This is a genomic window from Salmonella sp. 2020_1395 (assembly GCF_043848115.1).
GTDB lineage: Bacteria > Pseudomonadota > Gammaproteobacteria > Enterobacterales > Enterobacteriaceae > Salmonella > Salmonella enterica.
Map to the genome: position 1 here is coordinate 318,700 of NZ_JBCMFH010000006.1, position 18,559 is coordinate 337,258.

Here is an 18,559-nt window from a genome sequence, read left to right on the forward strand (position 1 = left end):
TCATCCAGGAATCATTTATATGAATGCTCCGTTTACTTATGCATCGCCCACACTCAGCGTTGAGGCGCTTAAGCATTCTATTGCCTATAAGCTGATGTTTACGATTGGTAAAGACCCGGTCATTGCCAATAAACATGAATGGCTGAACGCCACGTTGTTCGCGGTGCGCGATCGTCTGGTGGAGCGCTGGCTGCGTTCTAATCGAGCCCAATTATCGCAGGAAACCCGGCAGGTTTATTACCTGTCGATGGAGTTTTTGATTGGTCGTACCCTCTCTAACGCGCTGCTCTCGCTGGGCATTTATGATGACGTTAAAGGCGCGCTGGAGGCCATGGGCTTAGATCTCGAAGAGCTGATCGATGAAGAGAATGACCCAGGGCTTGGCAACGGCGGCTTAGGACGGCTGGCAGCTTGCTTCCTGGACTCGCTGGCGACGCTAGGATTACCGGGTCGCGGGTACGGCATTCGCTACGACTACGGTATGTTTAAGCAGAATATTGTCGACGGGCGGCAAAAAGAATCTCCGGATTACTGGCTGGAATATGGCAACCCGTGGGAGTTCAAGCGCCACAATACGCGCTATAAGGTGCTTTTTGGCGGGCGCATTCAGCAGGAAGGTAAAAAAGCGCGCTGGATTGAGACGGAAGAGATTCTGGCCGTCGCGTATGATCAGATCATCCCCGGTTACGACACCGACGCCACTAACACACTGCGGCTGTGGAATGCGCAGGCCAGTAGTGAAATCAACCTCGGTAAATTCAACCAGGGCGACTACTTTGCGGCGGTGGAAGATAAAAACCACTCTGAGAACGTTTCACGGGTGCTCTACCCGGACGATTCCACCTATTCCGGACGAGAGCTACGCCTGCGTCAGGAGTATTTTCTGGTCTCGGCGACGGTGCAGGATATCCTGCACCGTCATTATCAACTGCATAAAACCTATGAGAATCTGGCGGATAAAATCGCCATTCACCTCAATGATACGCATCCGGTGCTGTCAATTCCGGAGCTGATGCGCCTGCTGATTGATGAACATAAATTTAGCTGGGACGACGCGTTTGAGGTGTGCTGTCAGGTCTTCTCTTATACCAACCATACGTTGATGAGCGAGGCGCTGGAAACCTGGCCCGTCGATATGCTGGGGAAAATTCTGCCCCGCCACCTGCAGATTATCTTCGAGATTAACGACTATTTCCTGAAAACGTTGCAGGAGCAATATCCCAACGATACCAGCCTGCTTGGACGCGCGTCGATTATTGATGAGTCGAACGGCCGCCGGGTACGGATGGCCTGGCTGGCGGTGGTGGTCAGCCATAAAGTCAACGGCGTTTCTGAACTCCATTCCAACCTGATGGTGCAGTCGCTGTTCGCGGATTTTGCGAAGATTTTCCCGACCCGTTTTTGTAACGTCACTAACGGCGTTACGCCGCGCCGCTGGCTGGCGCTGGCAAACCCGCCGCTGTCTGACGTGCTGGATGAGAATATTGGTCGTACCTGGCGTACCGATCTTAGTCAGCTCAGCGAGCTGAAGCAGCATTGTGATTATCCGCTGGTCAATCATGCGGTGCGTCAGGCGAAGCTGGAAAATAAAAAACGGCTGGCGGTAGTGATAGCGCAACAACTGAATGTGGTGGTGAACCCTAAAGCGTTATTCGACGTGCAGATTAAGCGTATTCACGAATACAAGCGGCAGTTGATGAACGTACTGCATGTCATTACCCGCTATAACCGCATTAAAGAAAATCCGGAGGCCGACTGGGTGCCGCGGGTGAATATTTTTGCCGGTAAGGCGGCTTCCGCCTATTACATGGCAAAACACATTATTCATCTGATCAACGACGTAGCGAAAGTGATTAACAACGATCCGCAGATTGGCGACAAGCTGAAAGTAGTGTTTATCCCGAACTACAGCGTCAGCCTGGCGCAGGTAATCATTCCCGCTGCTGACCTGTCTGAGCAGATTTCGCTGGCAGGGACAGAAGCTTCCGGCACCAGTAATATGAAATTTGCCCTGAACGGCGCGCTCACCATTGGTACGCTGGATGGTGCGAACGTAGAGATGCAGGAGCATGTCGGCGAGGAGAATATCTTTATCTTCGGTAATACTGCCGAAGAGGTGGAAGCGTTGCGCAGGCAGGGTTATAAGCCTCGCGACTATTATGAAAAAGATGAAGAGCTACATCAGGTACTGACGCAGATTGGTAGCGGCGTCTTTAATCCGGAAGAGCCAGGTCGTTACCGCGATCTGGTAGATTCGCTGATTAACTTTGGCGATCACTATCAGGTGCTGGCGGACTACCGCAGCTACGTGGACTGCCAGGATAAGGTGGATGAGTTGTATCGTCGCCCGGAAGAATGGACGACGAAAGCGATGCTCAACATTGCCAATATGGGCTACTTCTCATCGGACAGAACCATCAAAGAGTATGCCGAAAATATCTGGCATATTGATCCGGTGCGGTTGTAGCGGTTTAACGCTTGAGAACGGGGCCAAACGGCCCCGTTTTTTATCGTGGTATATTCGGGGGGGATGCCGATATTCGTCTGCTGAATCTGTTAGCGGCACTTGGTCTCTGTCATGGAAAAAGGGTTGAGTACTGGTGTATAGTATTAGCAGAAAAATCCATAATTAATTGATAATAATATGAAAAAGATTACGACATCTATTCCGGCTCTCGATAAAATTATGCGCGTATTTGCTTACCTTCTGGAGTGCGATGGCGCAACGTTTACCCAGATCCATCAAAATTCAGGGATTGCGAAAAGCAGTACCTCATCTTTGCTCAACGGCATGGTGGAGCATGGGTTATTACGCCAGGAAAAAGACAAGTATTATCTGGGGCTACGCCTGTATGAATTAGGTAATAAAGCGGCGGAACAGTACGATATTAAAAAAATCGCGTTACCGATTCTTGAAGAGATTCGCGATAACACCGGCCTGACCTGCCATCTTGGTGTTCTGGAGGGCGATGCCCCCATTTATCTTCTGAAAGTCGAAAGCCCACAGGCTATTGTGATTCGAAGCTGGGAGGGCAAGCGCCTCTCATTACATAGCTCAGGGCTGGGAAAGGTGCTGATTGCATGGCTTAGCGGGGAAGAGCTGGAGGAGTTGCTGCCTCCAGATCAAATATTAACGCGTTTTACGGATACGACGATCACAGATGTGAATATCCTTAAGCAGGAGTTAGCAGGAATTCGCCGTCGCGGCTGGGGTTATGATAACGAAGAAGACTCCCTTGGCGTGCGCTGCATTGCGGTGCCGGTATTCAATACGCAGGGGAAAGTGATCGCCGCCCTGAGCGTATCCGGCGTTACGTTCCAGATCCCCGATGATAAACGCGAGTCGCTTGCTACGCTGATGATGGATGCCAGCCGTAGCCTGACGCGCCTGATGTGCTGAAATAAAAAGACATAGCGGGCAAGAAGCCCGCTTTCGTCATCGCTTAAAGTCCCGCACGCTGTAAGATCTGCTTCAAATTCGAAATATGTTCTTCATTTGCCGGCAAAACGGGGGGCATTACATGAGTTGAAATATCGACTCCGCTAAGCTGAATTGCCTTTTTGATTATCCCGAAGAAAGGTGAATCCAGGCTGTAAATAGTGGAAAGCGCGGACAGCCTGCGCTGTAATCCGAACATTGTCTCATACTCTTTTTCACACCACGCGCGGTAGATCCCGCAGGTTAGCTGCGGCGCAAAGTTCGCTGTCGCTGGGATCCCGCCGTTGCCGCCTAAGATAAGCGTATCCATCATATATTCATCATAGCCGGAGAAAATAACGAAGTCCGGACGCACTGGCCTGACATTATTGATGATTTCACGAATATGGCTGATATTATCAACGGTATCCTTAATGCCGATAATATTGGGGTGATCCTGCGCCAGCCGGGTAATTAAATCAACGCTAAGGTCCTGTCCCGTCAATGCTGGGAAGTTGTAGAGAATCACCGGGCTTTTTATGTTATTAGCCACGGTTTTGAAATGATGATAAATATACTCATCGGTCAATCTGGCATAGTAGGGATTGAGTACCAGCACGGCATCGACTTCGAGTCGGTCGGCATGCTGACCATACTCAATCACTTCCTGCGTGCTGGTGCTGCTAATACCTAATAGTACTGGAATACGGCGGTTAATATGACGGACGCAAAACTCTGCGGTTTCCAGACGCAGCGCATTGGTCATATGGCAAAATTCCCCTCCGCTGCCCAGCAGTAATACGCCATTGACCTTGCTTGCAATAAGATGATCCAGCAAGGTTGCCATGCCGACTTTATCTAACTCTCCCTGCGCATTAACAATGGTCGGAACTGGCGGAAATACGCCGTGAAATTTCGTAATCTGAGTCATGTATTGATCCTTAAAACAGGCGAGCCGTAGCCCGCCAGGGATATTATTTAAGCCAGGCTCCGGCCATTAATGATGTTGCATTAGCGGTGAACTGTTTAAAGACGCCGCGACGGTTTGAATAATCAGGTTTCTTCCAGCTTGCTCGACGCTCTTCAAGACAGCGGCGTATTTCCTCTTCTGTTTTAGGCAACCCGTCGATCCCTACAATATTGAGCTTGCGGCCTTTCACATCCATTTCGATTAAATCACCATCTTCCACCAGGGCAATCGGCCCGCCATCAGCGGCTTCTGGCGAGACGTGTCCGACACATGGCCCGCTGGTCGCTCCAGAGAAACGACCGTCGGTAATCAATGCGACTTTTCCGTCGAGGCGTTTGTCATACACGATGGCATCGGTGGTCATCAGCATTTCCGGTGCGCCAGAGCCTTTTGCGCCTTCGTAGCGAATGAAAATGACGTCGCCGGGTTCGATATGGTTATGGATGATGGCCTGCTGAGCGTCTTCTTCGGAGTTAAAGACCCGAGCAGGACCGGTATGGTGGTGCATATCCGGCGCACAGGCCGCGTATTTAATGACCGCTCCTTCAGGCGCGATGTTGCCTTTCAGTACCGCAATCGACCCTTTTTTGGTGGCATTTTCTGGTTTACGGATTACCGCCTCCGGACTGACTTTGTAATTGTTGAGGTAACCGTGGTTGCGGGTAAAGAAGCCGGATTGATGGAGCATTTCCAGGTTGTCACCGAGCGTACGGCCAGTCACGGTAAGAACATCAAGATCCAGATAATCGCGCAGATACCATTGCACCATTGGCACGCCGCCTGCGAACCACATCATTTCGGTAACGTATTCACCGCTGGGCTGAATATTGGTCAGATAAGGGATTTCATTATTGATCCGATCAAACAGTTCGGGCTTCAGCTCCCATCCGAGTTCATGAGCGATGGCCGGAAGGTGGATCATCGCATTGGTGCTGCCACCAATAGCAGCATGGACTTTGATAGCATTTTCAAACGCCGCAGGAGTCAGGATCTTATGGGTGGTGATATTTTTCTCCGCCAGATACAGCGCCTGGTGGCCTGCAGTTCTGGCAACGCGGCGAATTTCCGCCAGGGTCGATGGCAGCAAAGCGCTGCCTGGCAGGGCCAGCCCCAAGGCCTCTGACATGCACTGCATGGTACTGGCCGTTCCCATAAACTGGCAGGCTCCGGCGGTGGGGCAACCGCATTGCTGCATGGCTTCTACTTGCTGAATGCCGATTTCGCCTTTCTTCAACTTAGCAGTGATCCCACCGAGGTCAGAAGTACTCATATTCGGTGCCGGACGCATAGAACCGCCAGGAATATGCAGCAGCGGCAGGTTCAGGCGTGCGGCGGCAATCAGATGCGCCGGGATAGATTTATCGCAGCTTGAGATCAGAATACCGGCATCATAAGGCACCACTGAGGCATGAATTTCGACCATGTTGGCAATAGCTTCTCGAGATGCCAGGATGTAATTCATCCCATCGTGGCCCTGACCCCAGCCGTCGCAGATATCCGTCACATGGTGACGGACCGCGCGCCCGCCGCTTTCATGAACACCCAGCACGGCTTCATCGCCCAGTTGGTTAAGATGGAAACTGCCCGGATGACTTTCGCCATAGCAATCATCCACCAGGACCTGCAGTTTATTGACATCTTCTTTGCTGTAATTCATTCCAAGACGCAGGGCGTCGAGCTGCGACCACAGGTCGCGAGCATGTTGACATTTTTGGCTCATTTGGCGATTCCTTCCTGTTTAAGTGACGCACCCGGCGTCGAGGTGTTAGGTGTGTTACTGCTACCTGCAGGACGAGCGGTAACAGAAGGTAAGCTGAAAAGCAGTCCAACGGCGATAAGCAGGGCGGCAACCAGTACGGTCATTCCTGCTGTTTGCGAGAACGTCACCGTTAACAGCCCGACGAGGTACGGACCGATAAAGCCGCCAATGTTGCCCAGGGCGTTGATCGTGCCGCGCACGCCGCCCAGAACGTTGGGGGCGAAGAGTAATGGCGGCAGCGTCCAGAATGGACCGGCATAGGCTTGCAGGAAGAACCCGCAAATAACCATCATGCCGTAGGCGAGCCAGACGTTATCTTTCAGTAATAAGGAGAGGGCGAGGCAGACCGCGAAACCCAGCAGAGGAATAGCCGTGTAAAGGCGGCGATTCATCGTCTTATCACACCATTTGGCGATGTAATACTGACCGATAATGCACAGAACGTAAGGCGCCGCAGTGAGTACCCCAACGATGGTCATGCCGCTGCCGGTCAGGTGTTTAATCAGATTTGGCATCCATAGCGCGAAGCCATAGAAGCCGACCTGTACGAAGAAATAGATACCGACAAGCTTCCACAGGTTGATGCTTTTTAATACGCCGCGAATGCTGCTTTGTTCTCCGCCAATACTCAACGCGCGATCGGCCAGCAATTTTTGTTCGATCCAGGCGCGCTCTTTCGGATCCAGCCACTTTGCCTGATGCGGGTGATCGGAAACCAAAGGTAGCCAGACAAAGAGCAGTCCCAGAGAGAGCAAGCCTTCGATGATAAACATCTCCCGCCAGCCGTAGGTTTCAATAAGCCAGCCGGAAAGCGGCCCGGTAATAATAGAAGCGACGGCCAGGTTCATCTGGAAATAGGCGATAGCCCTGGCGCGCTCCTCATTTGGGAACCAGTGGCCAATCAGCGCCAGAATGGCGGGATACACAGCACCTTCCGCCACGCCGAGCACAAAGCGAATAATCAACAACTGCGTCGGTGTCTGAACAAAACCGGTCAGCAGGGCAAAGCCACCCCAGGCGACGATTGTCCAGGCAATTAACTTTTTGGCGCTTAGCCGCTCGGCTATCTGACCGCCGGGAATTTGCAGGAAGATATAACCAATAAAGAAGATCCCGGCGACCAGACCGGCAAAAGAAGCCGTCATGCCTAAATCTTCATCCATGCCGCCTGCTATCCCAATGGCGATATTGGTCCTGTCCATATAGGCCACGATATAAACGAGGATCGTGGCTGGAATAATATGCAGCCAGCGCCCTCGTGTGGTCGGTTTCTCTATTTCAATGCTCATCATTGCATCCCTTTAGTATCAAAAAAGTGTTCTGTATATGGAACTACTGTTCTGTATATTGACACTATGCCGACGTATTCATACAGCGTCAATTCCATACTCTAAGGAAGGTTATATTTTGTGATTTGCTTCAAAAATGAACGGAGATAAAGTGAGAAAGAGCGGATAACCCACTGGAAACTGCTCATCGGTCTAATACATCGCCAAAATTGTGCGCTGCCTCACAGGATAAGATTATGTTCTCACCTGGTCATTGTGCGTTCAGAGTAAACAGCATTAAATTCTTTATGTGGAATTTGTGTTCTGTATATTGAACTTTAATGCTTTTTAAGGAGAAACAATGGTTACTACCGCGATCTTTCCGTCACGATATGTTCAGGGTAAAGGAGCGTTGACAACGCATCTCCCGCAGGAATTGGCCGCACTCGGTCATAAGGCGCTGATTTTGCAGGATCCTGTTGTTCACAACACCTACCGGGATACAGTTGCAACAGCACTGCACGGGGTGATTGAATTTGATATCGAAGTGTTCAGTAGCGAGTGCAGTGATGAGGAAATTGCTCGCATCTCCGCACGCGCGCAGGAAATTGGCGCCGATGTGATTGTCGGTATGGGGGGTGGGAAAACCCTGGATACGGCAAAAGCAACTGGCGCCAGCCTGCGGCTGCCTATTGCCGTGGTTCCTACTCTGGCCTCAACGGATGCGCCGTGCAGTTCACTGGTTGTTATCTATACGCCAGAAGGGCAATTCAAACGCTACCTGATGATTCCACGTAACCCGACGCTTGTGCTGGTGGACAGCAGTATTATTGCTGCCGCGCCGGTACGCTTTTTGGTTTCCGGGATAGGCGATGCGCTGGCAACCTGGTTTGAAGCGGAAGATTGCCGCATCAAAGGGGCAGGCAATATGACCACCAGGCCAGGACCGATGACCGCATTTGAGCTGGCGCGCTTTTGCTACACCACCTTAATGCGCTATGGGCGCCTGGCGAAGCTTGCCTGTGAACAACATCAGGTTACTCCGGCGCTCGAACATGTTATCGAAGCGAATACGCTATTATCCGGGCTCGGTTTTGAAAGCGGTGGGCTGGCGGCGGCGCACGCTATTCATAATGGTCTGACGGTACTGCCCGCCACGCACAAATACTGGCATGGGGAAAAGGTTGCGTTTGGCACGCTGGCAATGCTTATGCTCACCGATAGAGCGCCTGAGCTTATCGAGGAGGTTTATCAATTTTGTGAAGATATAGGCTTGCCCACCACGCTGGCGGATATTGGTCTGGCTGGCGTTAGCGATGATGAACTGCTGGCCGTTTCCAGGGCGTCTTGTCAAACTGGGGAAACGATGCACAACGAGCCGTTTACCATTACGCCGGAGGCCGTTCAGGCGGCATTGCGGGCCGCCGATGCTGTTGGGCAGGCGCGGAAAAAGATCGATCTTGCAGGTTAATGTGAGACTGTAAATAAAAAACGGCAGCCGGAACTTTCAACTTCTGTCTGCCGCTATCGTGAATGTTTTAACGTCGCGATTTCAGAAAAATGCATGGGGGGTGCTCAGGACTACCGGGTTTATACTTCCGCTATCGCAGGGATTAGCGGATAGAAAAGTGAAAAATGCTAAGTGGCTTTTTTTGTCAATCATAATGGCGTTTATCGGCGTGCCGCTGCTGGTGAACATTATTACGATTATCGTGGGGGGAACGTGGGCGTGCATTAGCGTTCTTGAAAATAGTATCCCCGTCGCGCGATCTATTGAAGAGGCGACCATTATCCCGGTAGCGCTTCTGGGCGCGGGGTTAATTTTTCTCTGTGGCCGGATATGGGGAAAGGGAAATGCATCAGAGGTAAATCCAGAATGGCGTGATTGCTGCCTGCTTATGCCCGCTCTGGTGGTGCTGATGGGGTGGGTCATCCTGATGTTTCTCACCGATCTTAATATTCGCGCGATAGGGCGTAAACCCATCGCCCAGGTGGTGCAAACGCTTTGGTTAGTACCCAGCGTAATATCCTTTTTCAACGGCTGGGTATGGGCAGTGTTGCTCATCCCGGTTGGCTCGCAGCTCTGTTTTGCATTAGGGTATGGCGGTGCGCGTTGGGGAGTGCTACGCGGCGGTGCGGGCTACTCTTGTCGTAATCTGCTGGTGATTTGCCTGCTGTTTTTCGGGAGCTGTGCCGTATATCAGTCACATCTTTATGCCGTGAAATATCCCGCTCCCGAGAGCAGTGAATATCTTTATTTCCGCGATTATCAGGCGCACACATGGGGCAACAAGCTAACCGGGCTGCGCGATGAACCGACACTTCTGCTCACCCAAAATTGGCCGCGGCTCGATGGCGCAACGGCTGGCTTGCCGTTATACGCCTCGGCTTTTTATGCGCTTACGCGCTTTCCGGATGATATCTGCCCTGAAGACTACCTTGAAAACCAGGGAACCATTGAAGCCTATCAAAATATCCTTAACGGTAATGCCGATCTTATTTTTGTCGCCCAGCCTTCCACTGCTCAAAAGCAATTGGCCGAGGCCAGTGGCGTAAAACTGGTTTACACCCCCTTTGCACGTGAAGCGTTTGTGTTTATCGTCAACCAAAACAATCCCGTGTCATCGTTGAGTGATGTACAAATTCGCGGCATTTTTAGCGGAAGAATCACCCACTGGAATGAGGTGGGCGGAGAGGCAATCGACATTAAGCCCTGGCAGCGACCGGAAAACTCTGGCAGCCAAACGGCGATGCTGGCGAAGGTAATGAAAGAAACAAAGCTGATGCCAGCGCAAACAACATCAGTGGCAACCGCGATGGGGGAAATGGTGGATATCGTGGCTGAGTATCGCAATACGCACAACGCCATTGGCTATACCTTTCGTTATTACGCTACGCAGATGCACAGCAATAAAGAGATTAAATTACTGGCGATAAACGATGTTGCGCCGACGGTTGAAAATATTCGTAACGGCAGTTACCCGTACACGGTTGATGTTTATATGGTCACCCGTGAACACCCCACAGCGGAAACACAAAAGCTGGTGGACTGGTTTCTAAGCCCGCAGGGACAACAGTTGGTGCAGGATGTGGGATATGTGCCGCTGTATCCGGCCGCGAAATAAAGGGACTAAATGGAAGATGTTAAATTATATGTGGAACGGGTAGGCGTAGACCCGGCCAGCGGCGCGGATATTCGTATTGTACGGCGTGAATCCACTTCGTGGCATAAAGATATTGTTGCTGAGCTGATTAATCAGGTCCTCCGGTGTGGTGCAACATTAATCATCATCGCTGTGCTGACCGCCTGCGATGATCGCCAGGTAAGCTATTTTCCTGATTATGCCGCCATACCCGAGCAGTCCGGTATCTGGACCTGGCTGCCTGTGTTCTTTCCATCGTCCGCCAGTGAAATAGAAATGACGTTTAACCTGGACAGCAATCTTTTTTATGCTGAATTTAGCGTGGCCGACGGTGATAAACGTGCGCATTTTGAAAGCGTGCTGGGGGAGGAGAGCGTGGTTCATTATGCCAACTTTCCTCATAAAAGCTGGTGTAAAACGGGGAAAACTCTCTGGAATAGCGAAGCGCGGGCAAAACCCTTCTTTATTACCCAAATAAGTGTCGATCGCTACCGTATCACTAATCATATGCCCGGCTGTACAAAACCCGGCGAGTGAATGCGGTATGTGGCGAAAAGGGCGGTATAAACCGCCCCGGATTTTATTACGACGCCAGTGAAAGTTGGTGTTTCTCAACATACGCCGCCAGCCACTGGGTGATGCGGGACTGCTGTTCGGCGGTCAGCCACATGCCTTCTTTGGTGCGACGCCAGATAGCATCTTCAGTACGGCGCACCCATTCGTGATCCACCAGGTACTTGAGTTCCGCTTCGTAAAACTCATGACCGAAATCTTCGCCTAAATCAAGCAGCGACGTGGCTTCGCCGAGAATCCACTCCGTGTTGCTGCCGTAAGTGCGCGAATAGTGGCGCGCCAGCGATTCCGTCAGGAACGGATAACGACGACGCAGCTTCGCCGCGTAATCTTCGCGGCTGCCGTCGATGTCGCCGCCGGGCAGTACGCACGTTTTGGTCCATGCCGGCCCGATGCCTGGATAATAAGACGCCAGTTTTTCCATCGCATGTTCGGCCAGCTTACGATAGGTTGTCAGCTTACCGCCAAAGACCGACAACAGCGGCGCTTTGCCGTTTTCGTCGTGGATATCCAGCGTGTAATCACGGGTGATAGCCTGCGGCGAGTCGGACTCGTCATCACATAGCGGACGCACGCCCGAGTAGGTCCAGACGATATCGTCCCGGCCAAGCTGTTTCTGGAAGTGCGCGTTATAGACCTTCAACAGGTAATTAATTTCGCTCTCTTCAATTTTTACCGCTTTCGGATCGCCTTTATATTCGACATCGGTTGTGCCAATGATCGAAAACTCTTCCATCCACGGAATGACAAAGACGATACGCTTATCTTCGTTTTGCAGAATATACGCCTGCTTCTGATTATGGACGCGTGGCACGACGATATGGCTGCCTTTGATCAGGCGGATGCCATACGGCGACGGCAGGTGCATCCCTTCGTCGAAGAACTGTTTGACCCACGGTCCGGTGGCGTTAACCAGTCCGCGCGCCTGCCAGACATATTTTTTACCGGTGTCGATATCTTCCGCTTCGACAATCCACAGGCCATTTTCCCGACGAGCGGCGGTTGCGCGAGTACGGGTAAGGACTTCGCCGCCTTTACGCACCACCATCTGTGCGTTAGCCAGCACCAGACGCGCATCGTCTACCCAGCAGTCGGAATATTCGAATCCGCGCACAATTTCCGGTTTGAGCACCGAATCTGCGCCAAACCGCACACCGGTGGAACCGGGTAAACTGGTACGTTTGCCGAGGTGATCGTACATAAACAGACCGATACGGATCATCCAGGCCGGACGTAAATGCGGGCGGTGCGGCAGACGAAAACGCATCGGGAAGGCGATGTGCGGCGCCATTTTCAACAGCACTTCACGTTCTGCCAGCGCTTCGCTGACCAGACGGAACTCGTAGTGTTCAAGGTAGCGTAAGCCGCCGTGGATAAGTTTTGAACTGGCGGAAGAGGTCGCGCAGGCCAAATCCTGCGCTTCCAGCATGAGTACGGACAAACCGCGTCCGGCGGCATCAGCCGCGATGCCTGCACCGTTAATGCCCCCGCCTATCACGATCAGATCTTTGGTTTCCATGCTGCCCTCTTGCACTTTCGTTAAAGTTCAAAAATGTTCGTTATCGAACATAATAGCAAAGAAACGCGCTATTGGTAACATCGAAAAAACATTTTAGAGTGATATGTATAACATTATGGCGTTAAGCTACTCCGTCAACGTACACTGGGCGATAAAATGCCTTAATTGGCTTCACCGGCAATAATGAAAGAGCGATTCATGGAACAATTTGAATGTATCACTGTAGAAGAGGCGTATCAGAAACTGCGCCAGGGCGCGGCGGTGCTGGTCGATATTCGCGATCCGCAAAGTTATGCCATGGGTCATGCGCCGCAGGCGTTTCACTTGACTAACGATACGCTGGGCGCGTTTATGCGTAAGCATGGTTTCGATACCGCGGTGATGGTAATGTGCTATCACGGCAACAGTAGTAAAGGCGCCGCGCAGTATCTGCTCCAGCAAGGCTATGATGCGGTTTACAGCATTGACGGCGGGTTTGAGGCCTGGCATCGCCGTTTCCCTGCCAATGTCGCGAATGGCGCGTAATCCCATAAAGATGCAGCCTCCGACGAGAAGGGTATATATACTGTCTTCTTTTGTATGGACTAAGCGACAGCAATAATGTTGATGATTACTTCCTTTGCGAATCCTCGCGTGGCGCAGGCATTTGTTGATTACATGGCCACCCAGGGCGTCATTCTTACTATTCAGCAACATAATCAAAGCGATATCTGGTTGGCAGATGAATCGCAGGCCGAACGTGTGCGGGTCGAGCTGGCGCGGTTTATAGAAAATCCCGGCGATCCGCGTTATCTGGCGGCTAGCTGGCAGTCCGGGCAGACTAACAGCGGACTGCGCTACCGCCGTTTTCCCTTTCTCGCCACGCTGCGTGAACGAGCCGGCCCTGTTACCTGGATCGTGATGCTCGCCTGCGTGCTGGTCTATATCGCGATGAGTCTCATCGGCGATCAGACGGTGATGGTGTGGCTGGCGTGGCCGTTCGATCCGGTTTTAAAATTTGAAGTCTGGCGCTACTTCACCCATATCTTTATGCACTTCTCACTGATGCATATTCTTTTTAACCTGCTGTGGTGGTGGTATCTCGGCGGGGCGGTAGAGAAGCGCCTGGGCAGCGGTAAATTAATCGTCATTACGGTGATAAGCGCGCTGCTAAGCGGCTATGTACAGCAGAAATTTAGCGGCCCGTGGTTTGGCGGACTGTCTGGCGTCGTCTATGCGCTGATGGGTTACGTGTGGCTGCGCGGAGAGCGCGATCCGCAAAGCGGAATTTACCTCCAGCGCGGCTTAATTATTTTTGCATTATTGTGGATAGTCGCTGGTTGGTTTGACTGGTTTGGCATGTCTATGGCGAACGGCGCGCACATCGCCGGGCTTATCGTCGGTTTAGCGATGGCCTTTGTTGATACGCTGAATGCGCGAAAACGAACGTGAGGCGTATCCGGCCTGTGGTCGAGATATTTTTCCAGGCCGGGTAGGGCGAATGCCGCTATCCGGCGCAAGGTTGGTTACTTTCAGAGATTATTCATGAAACAAACACAACGGCATGACGCGATCATTGAACTGGTGAAAAAACAGGGGTACGTCAGTACGGAAGAGCTGGTGGAGCATTTTTCTGTCAGCCCGCAAACCATTCGTCGGGATCTTAACGATCTGGCGGAACAGAATATGATTTTGCGCCACCACGGCGGCGCGGCGTTGCCCTCCAGCTCGGTGAACACGCCGTGGCACGATCGTAAGGCAACGCAAACGGAAGAAAAAGAGCGCATCGCTCGCAAAGTCGCGGCCCAGATTCCCAATGGTTCAACGCTGTTTATTGATATCGGCACGACGCCGGAAGCCGTAGCGCACGCCCTGTTAGGGCACAGTAATTTGCGGATCGTGACCAACAATTTGAACGTAGCGAACACGCTAATGGCGAAAGAGGATTTTCGTATTATCCTCGCTGGCGGCGAACTCCGTAGCCGCGACGGCGGCATTATTGGCGAAGCGACGCAGGACTTTATCGCCCAGTTCCGTCTCGATTTCGGCATTCTCGGTATTAGCGGTATTGATAGCGACGGCTCATTGCTGGAATTTGACTACCATGAGGTACGCACCAAGCGCGCGATTATCGAAAATTCGCGCCACGTGATGCTGGTGGTGGATCACTCCAAATTTGGCCGTAACGCGATGGTAAACATGGGCAGCATTAGTATGGTCGATGCGGTCTACACCGATACCCTGCCGCCGCCGGGCGTGATGCAGGTGTTGACGGAGAACCATATCCAACTGGAGCTGTGTTAATTCTGTAAAACGTCCCACGTCAGACCAAAACGCGCCAGGTATTTACGCAGCCGGTCAGCGTCATTCACCGTGGCTTTCCCCTGACGGGAAACGTTGAATAGCTGCCGCCCGGCGTCGGAAAGGGTTTTCGCCTGGCGGCAGACGGCAACGACGTTTTCCAGTTGCATACGGTCAAACAGATCCAGCGCCGTTGCGTCAATGCCCGGCAGTCCGTCGAGCGCGGAGGGGCGATGATCATTCCAGCTATAGCGCAAACGCGCGATTTCATCGTCTACCGTTTCGATCGTGATTCGCCCGTTGTCCGCCAGCGTCGCCATGCGGGTGACGCTGGCGGAGAGTTCGCGGAAGTTACCGCGCCAGGCGGCCTGCGGCGAGGTGGCGAAGCTCAGCCAGGCGCGGCGCGCTTCGGTATTAAAACGCACGCTGTCGCCGGTTAGCGCCGCGTGGCGCTCCAGTTCGTAGTCAAGGTTTGGCTCAATATCTTCCTGGCGCTGACGCAGGCCCGGTAGTTCGAAGGTCCAGAGATTAATGCGCGCATACAGGTCTTCGCGGAATGTCCCCTCCGCCACCCGCTGGCGCAGGTCGCGCACCGTGCCGGCAATCAACTGGAAATCGCTGCTGACCTGCTGGTCGCTGCCGAAAGGGTAAAAGCGTTTCTCTTCAATGGCTTTCAGCAACATGGCCTGTTCATCCGCGCCCAGCTCTCCCACTTCGTCAAGAAACAACATGCCGCCGTCGGCGCTGCGCAGCAGTCCTGCACGCTCCTCTCTCGCGCCGGTAAACGCCCCCTTAACGTGGCCGAACAGCGCCGACATCGCCGTGTCGCCGCGCAGGGTGGCGCAGTTCACTTCGACAAACGGGCCGCTGAACTGGTGGCGGGCCAGTTTTAGTTCATAGATGCGACGGGCGAGAAACGACTTGCCCGCGCCGGTCGGGCCGTTGAGCAGGATTGGCGAACGGGAGCGTATCGCGACGCGCTCAATTTGCTCAATCATCCGGTTGAAACACGGGTTGCGGGTTGCAATGCCGGACTTCAGGAAGTTGAGCGTCTCCTCCCGCTCCTGGGCGAAGCGGGTAGCGATGTCATTGTAGCGGCTGAGGTCGAGGTCAATAATCGTCACGTCGCCCGTGCTATGTGGTTTATCTTTTTTGCGCGGCGGCGAGGTCTGCGCTAATCGCGCCGGTAGATAGCGCGCCTCCGCCAGCAGGAACCAGCAGATCTGCGCGACGTGAGTGCCGGTGGTGATATGAATCAGATAGTCTTCATCTTCGGGATGAAAGGTATGGCTGCGGGCGAAATCGTGCAGGCAGGCATAAACCTCTTCGAAGTCCCACGGGTTGCGGATCGCGATTTCTACGCCGACGACTTCCGTTTCCGGCGAGACGCTGGCGATATCCTTCTTTAATCCTTCAAACAGCGAGCGAGAGCGGGCATCGTACAGCAGTTCCAGGCGGTGAACGACCAGCGTCTCCTGCTGACACAGACACAAAGTGGGGCGCCATTTTTCCCAACGTTGACTGCCGCGTCCTGCATAGTCGAGTACCGTACCGACAAAACCAAAGGCCACCGTTTTTCGCATCTTAGATTTCCTTCTAAAAGACGAGATAATTTTATCGCTTTTTAATGACTACCGTGCAGGCATTTTTCTTTCACTTGAACGCTAAAGAAATAAATCAATTAAAAATCAATAGATTAAAAAATAATTTATTTTCTGGCACGCTGGTTGCAATAACCATGGCATGGAGAATAACGGAAATGGGAAAAACAAATGGCTAATCCACTTTTGTTCCGTTCGCTGTTAAGGGACGTGCCGCTGGCCAACGCCAGCAATCAGCAAGGCGCAGCGGCCTTTGCCTTCACCCCGCGCCATAAACTGGCGCAAATGGTGATGACCGGCTGCATGAACGAGACTTTTTATGCCAGCGGCCAGGCGCAGCTAAATGATGTTCTGGCGACGGCGAAAGATCTCGACGATCTGTTTTTAGCGCAACTGGCGATTTATGGCCGCGAACGCGGGATGATGAAGGATATGCCCGCGCTGTTGACCGCCATTCTGGCGGCGCGTGGTTCGGCGCTGCTGCCGGTAGTATTTGCGCGGGTGATCAACAATGGCCGGATGCTGCGTAACTTTGTGCAAATGTTACGCAGCGGCGTGACCGGGCGGCGCTCGCTGGGGACGCGGCCAAAGAAGCTGGTGCAGCGTTGGTTGCAGAACGCCAGCGAAGAGCGTTTATTGCAGGCCTCGGTGGGCAATGCGCCGTCGCTGGCGGATATCGTCAAAATGGTGCACCCACGGCCGCAGGCGGCGTGGCAGGAAGCCTTCTTCGCCTGGCTGATTGGTAAGCCGTGCGATAAGGCGCAACTGCCGGAAAAAACGCGCGCGCTGCTGGCGTTTCGTGAAGGCAATATCGGCGCGGCCTTACCCGATGTGCCGTTTTTACTGCTGACCAACGCGCCGCTGAGTCGCGAACAGTGGGCGCAACTGGCGCAGCGGATGAGTTGGCAAACGTTGCGGATGAATTTGAATACGCTGGCGCGTCATGACGTGTTTGAGAATGCAACGCTTGCCGCCAGCGTGGCGCAGCGGCTGGCGGACAGGGCGCAGGTGCGCCAGTCCTGGGTCTATCCTTATCAGTTGCTGTCGGCGTGGAGCAATCTGCAAAGCAGCGTGCCGCAGGTTATTCGCGAGGCTTTAGCGCAGGCGATGGAGTACGCGCTGGAGAACATTCCGCCGTTTCGCGGCAATGTGGTGGTCTGCCCGGACGTGTCGGGGTCGATGAAGTCGTCGATAACCGGCTATCGCAAGGGGGCGACCAGTAAGATCCGCTGCGTGGACGTTGCCGGGCTGATCGCCGCCGCCGTGCTGCGTAATCATCCGCAGGCCCGCGTGCTGCCGTTTGAATGCGATGTGGTCGACGTGCGGCTTGATGCGCGCCAGTCGGTCATGCACAACGCGCAAAAGCTGGCGGCGGTTGGCGGCGGCGGCACCAACTGCTCCGCGCCGCTGCGTAGGTTGTTGAACGAGCGGGCGCGGGTGGATCTGGTGATTATGGTGTCGGATAACGAATCGTGGGTTGATAAGTCGCGCCATGGCTCAACGGCCACCATGGAATGCTGGATCGAACTGAAAAAGCGCAACCCGCAGGCGCGCCTGGTGTGTATCGATCTGCTGCCTTACGGTACCACCCAGGCGGCGGAACGAAGCGATATTTTGAACGTCGGCGGCTTCAGCGACGAGGTGTTTACGGTGATAGATAACTTTGTTAACGGTCGCTATGGCAGCGCGCACTGGCTGGAAGAGATTGAAGCCGTGACGCTGTAAAGAGTATTCAGCGCGGCGCGAATGCTGGCCGGGATTACATCTTTCCCGATGCGTATCATCCCGGCTATGAATTTGTCGCGCAACGCTGAAGGCACGAATGCTGGTGGATCTACACCTTGTATGGCCAGACGCAGGTTCGAACCCTGCCGGGGCTTAGCCCTGTAGCTCAACGGTAGAGCGGGTGATCCACCTCAACTTGTCGTGCCACCCTGTTTTGGCGAATGCCTGTGGATCTACATTTGTTGCGGGTTCGAGACCCGTCAGAGCCCGGCTCTGTAGCTCAATGGTAGAGCGGTGTATTCA

Annotated in this window: 14 protein-coding genes; 9 read left to right on the forward strand and 5 right to left on the reverse strand. The window is 53.2% G+C overall.

Annotation, left to right across the window (positions count from 1 at the left end):
- Positions 1–19 precede the first annotated feature (19 nt).
- Both glgP and ACH0WD_RS12510 read left to right on the forward strand, forming a co-directional pair.
- Positions 20–2,467 (forward strand): glycogen phosphorylase, encoded by a 2,448-nt coding sequence (gene glgP, locus ACH0WD_RS12505; RefSeq protein WP_000993424.1) that lies wholly within the window; start codon positions 20–22, stop codon positions 2,465–2,467.
- Positions 2,468–2,644: 177 nt separating this feature from the next.
- On the forward strand, positions 2,645–3,400 hold the full coding sequence (locus tag ACH0WD_RS12510) for an IclR family transcriptional regulator (protein WP_000724553.1): 756 nt from the start codon (positions 2,645–2,647) through the stop codon (positions 3,398–3,400).
- A 43-nt stretch (positions 3,401–3,443) separates the two neighbouring features.
- On the opposite strand, the gene ACH0WD_RS12515 is transcribed toward ACH0WD_RS12510, so the two are convergent.
- Genes ACH0WD_RS12515 through ACH0WD_RS12525 form a run of 3 tightly spaced genes read right to left on the reverse strand, consistent with a single transcriptional unit; the run spans position 3,444 to position 7,439 of the window.
- Complete coding sequence (locus ACH0WD_RS12515; RefSeq protein ID WP_000192193.1) at positions 3,444–4,349, reverse strand: dihydrodipicolinate synthase family protein; 906 nt, start codon at positions 4,347–4,349, stop codon at positions 3,444–3,446.
- A 43-nt stretch (positions 4,350–4,392) separates the two neighbouring features.
- Positions 4,393–6,108: a dihydroxy-acid dehydratase gene (gene ilvD, locus ACH0WD_RS12520; RefSeq protein ID WP_000078492.1), complete on the reverse strand. Its 1,716-nt coding sequence runs from the start codon at positions 6,106–6,108 to the stop codon at positions 4,393–4,395.
- Complete coding sequence (locus ACH0WD_RS12525; protein ID WP_001518078.1) at positions 6,105–7,439, reverse strand: MFS transporter; 1,335 nt, start codon at positions 7,437–7,439, stop codon at positions 6,105–6,107. Before ACH0WD_RS12525 ends, ilvD begins: the two co-directional genes overlap by 4 nt.
- A 337-nt stretch (positions 7,440–7,776) precedes the next feature.
- Here ACH0WD_RS12525 and ACH0WD_RS12530 point away from each other — a divergent pair, with 337 nt between their 5' ends.
- The 3 genes from ACH0WD_RS12530 (at position 7,777) to ACH0WD_RS12540 (ending at position 11,095) form a co-directional block, all read left to right on the forward strand.
- A complete protein-coding gene (locus ACH0WD_RS12530) occupies positions 7,777–8,886 on the forward strand; it encodes a glycerol dehydrogenase (protein ID WP_000258843.1) in 1,110 nt (369 codons plus the stop codon).
- Between the two features lie 157 nt (positions 8,887–9,043).
- The gene (locus ACH0WD_RS12535) at positions 9,044–10,540 is read left to right on the forward strand and encodes a PstS family phosphate ABC transporter substrate-binding protein (RefSeq protein ID WP_000786184.1); all 1,497 of its coding nucleotides are present in this window, start codon (positions 9,044–9,046) and stop codon (positions 10,538–10,540) included.
- A 9-nt stretch (positions 10,541–10,549) separates the two neighbouring features.
- The gene (locus tag ACH0WD_RS12540; RefSeq protein WP_000390376.1) at positions 10,550–11,095 is read left to right on the forward strand and encodes a hypothetical protein; all 546 of its coding nucleotides are present in this window, start codon (positions 10,550–10,552) and stop codon (positions 11,093–11,095) included.
- A 46-nt stretch (positions 11,096–11,141) separates the two neighbouring features.
- Here the strand turns inward: ACH0WD_RS12540 and glpD are convergent, their stop codons facing one another.
- Positions 11,142–12,650, reverse strand: coding sequence for a glycerol-3-phosphate dehydrogenase (gene glpD, locus ACH0WD_RS12545; protein ID WP_000448178.1), 1,509 nt, complete (start codon positions 12,648–12,650; stop codon positions 11,142–11,144).
- Between the two features lie 198 nt (positions 12,651–12,848).
- On the opposite strand from glpD, the gene glpE reads away from it, so the two are divergent.
- The 3 genes from glpE to ACH0WD_RS12560 all read left to right on the forward strand — a co-directional run bounded on the left by glpE (position 12,849) and on the right by ACH0WD_RS12560 (position 14,933).
- Positions 12,849–13,175, forward strand: a complete 327-nt coding sequence (glpE, locus tag ACH0WD_RS12550) for a thiosulfate sulfurtransferase GlpE (protein WP_000434528.1) — start codon at positions 12,849–12,851, stop codon at positions 13,173–13,175.
- A gap of 75 nt (positions 13,176–13,250) precedes the next feature.
- Entirely contained in the window at positions 13,251–14,081 is an 831-nt protein-coding gene (glpG, locus tag ACH0WD_RS12555; RefSeq protein WP_000928702.1) for a rhomboid family intramembrane serine protease GlpG, read from the forward strand.
- 93 nt (positions 14,082–14,174) lie between these two features.
- Positions 14,175–14,933 carry a DeoR/GlpR family transcriptional regulator gene (locus tag ACH0WD_RS12560; protein WP_000815085.1) on the forward strand — a complete coding sequence of 253 codons (759 nt, stop codon included), beginning with the start codon at positions 14,175–14,177 and terminating at the stop codon, positions 14,931–14,933.
- Here the strand turns inward: ACH0WD_RS12560 and rtcR are convergent.
- Positions 14,930–16,513: an RNA repair transcriptional activator RtcR gene (rtcR, locus tag ACH0WD_RS12565; protein ID WP_001232869.1), complete on the reverse strand. Its 1,584-nt coding sequence runs from the start codon at positions 16,511–16,513 to the stop codon at positions 14,930–14,932. The genes ACH0WD_RS12560 and rtcR overlap by 4 nt on opposite strands.
- A 189-nt stretch (positions 16,514–16,702) precedes the next feature.
- Here rtcR and ACH0WD_RS12570 point away from each other — a divergent pair, with 189 nt between their 5' ends.
- Positions 16,703–18,256: a TROVE domain-containing protein gene (locus ACH0WD_RS12570; protein WP_000013018.1), complete on the forward strand. Its 1,554-nt coding sequence runs from the start codon at positions 16,703–16,705 to the stop codon at positions 18,254–18,256.
- Positions 18,257–18,559: the final 303 nt, after the last annotated feature.

Coding starts and splice junctions, on each gene's coding strand:
- glgP (WP_000993424.1), top strand. CDS start 20: ATGAATGCTCCGTTTACTTATGCATCGCCCACACTCAGCGTTGAGGCG.
- ACH0WD_RS12510 (WP_000724553.1), top strand. CDS start 2,645: ATGAAAAAGATTACGACATCTATTCCGGCTCTCGATAAAATTATGCGC.
- ACH0WD_RS12515 (WP_000192193.1), bottom strand. CDS start 4,349: ATGACTCAGATTACGAAATTTCACGGCGTATTTCCGCCAGTTCCGACC.
- ilvD (WP_000078492.1), bottom strand. CDS start 6,108: ATGAGCCAAAAATGTCAACATGCTCGCGACCTGTGGTCGCAGCTCGAC.
- ACH0WD_RS12525 (WP_001518078.1), bottom strand. CDS start 7,439: ATGATGAGCATTGAAATAGAGAAACCGACCACACGAGGGCGCTGGCTG.
- ACH0WD_RS12530 (WP_000258843.1), top strand. CDS start 7,777: ATGGTTACTACCGCGATCTTTCCGTCACGATATGTTCAGGGTAAAGGA.
- ACH0WD_RS12540 (WP_000390376.1), top strand. CDS start 10,550: ATGGAAGATGTTAAATTATATGTGGAACGGGTAGGCGTAGACCCGGCC.
- glpD (WP_000448178.1), bottom strand. CDS start 12,650: ATGGAAACCAAAGATCTGATCGTGATAGGCGGGGGCATTAACGGTGCA.
- glpE (WP_000434528.1), top strand. CDS start 12,849: ATGGAACAATTTGAATGTATCACTGTAGAAGAGGCGTATCAGAAACTG.
- glpG (WP_000928702.1), top strand. CDS start 13,251: ATGTTGATGATTACTTCCTTTGCGAATCCTCGCGTGGCGCAGGCATTT.
- ACH0WD_RS12560 (WP_000815085.1), top strand. CDS start 14,175: ATGAAACAAACACAACGGCATGACGCGATCATTGAACTGGTGAAAAAA.
- rtcR (WP_001232869.1), bottom strand. CDS start 16,513: ATGCGAAAAACGGTGGCCTTTGGTTTTGTCGGTACGGTACTCGACTAT.
- ACH0WD_RS12570 (WP_000013018.1), top strand. CDS start 16,703: ATGGCTAATCCACTTTTGTTCCGTTCGCTGTTAAGGGACGTGCCGCTG.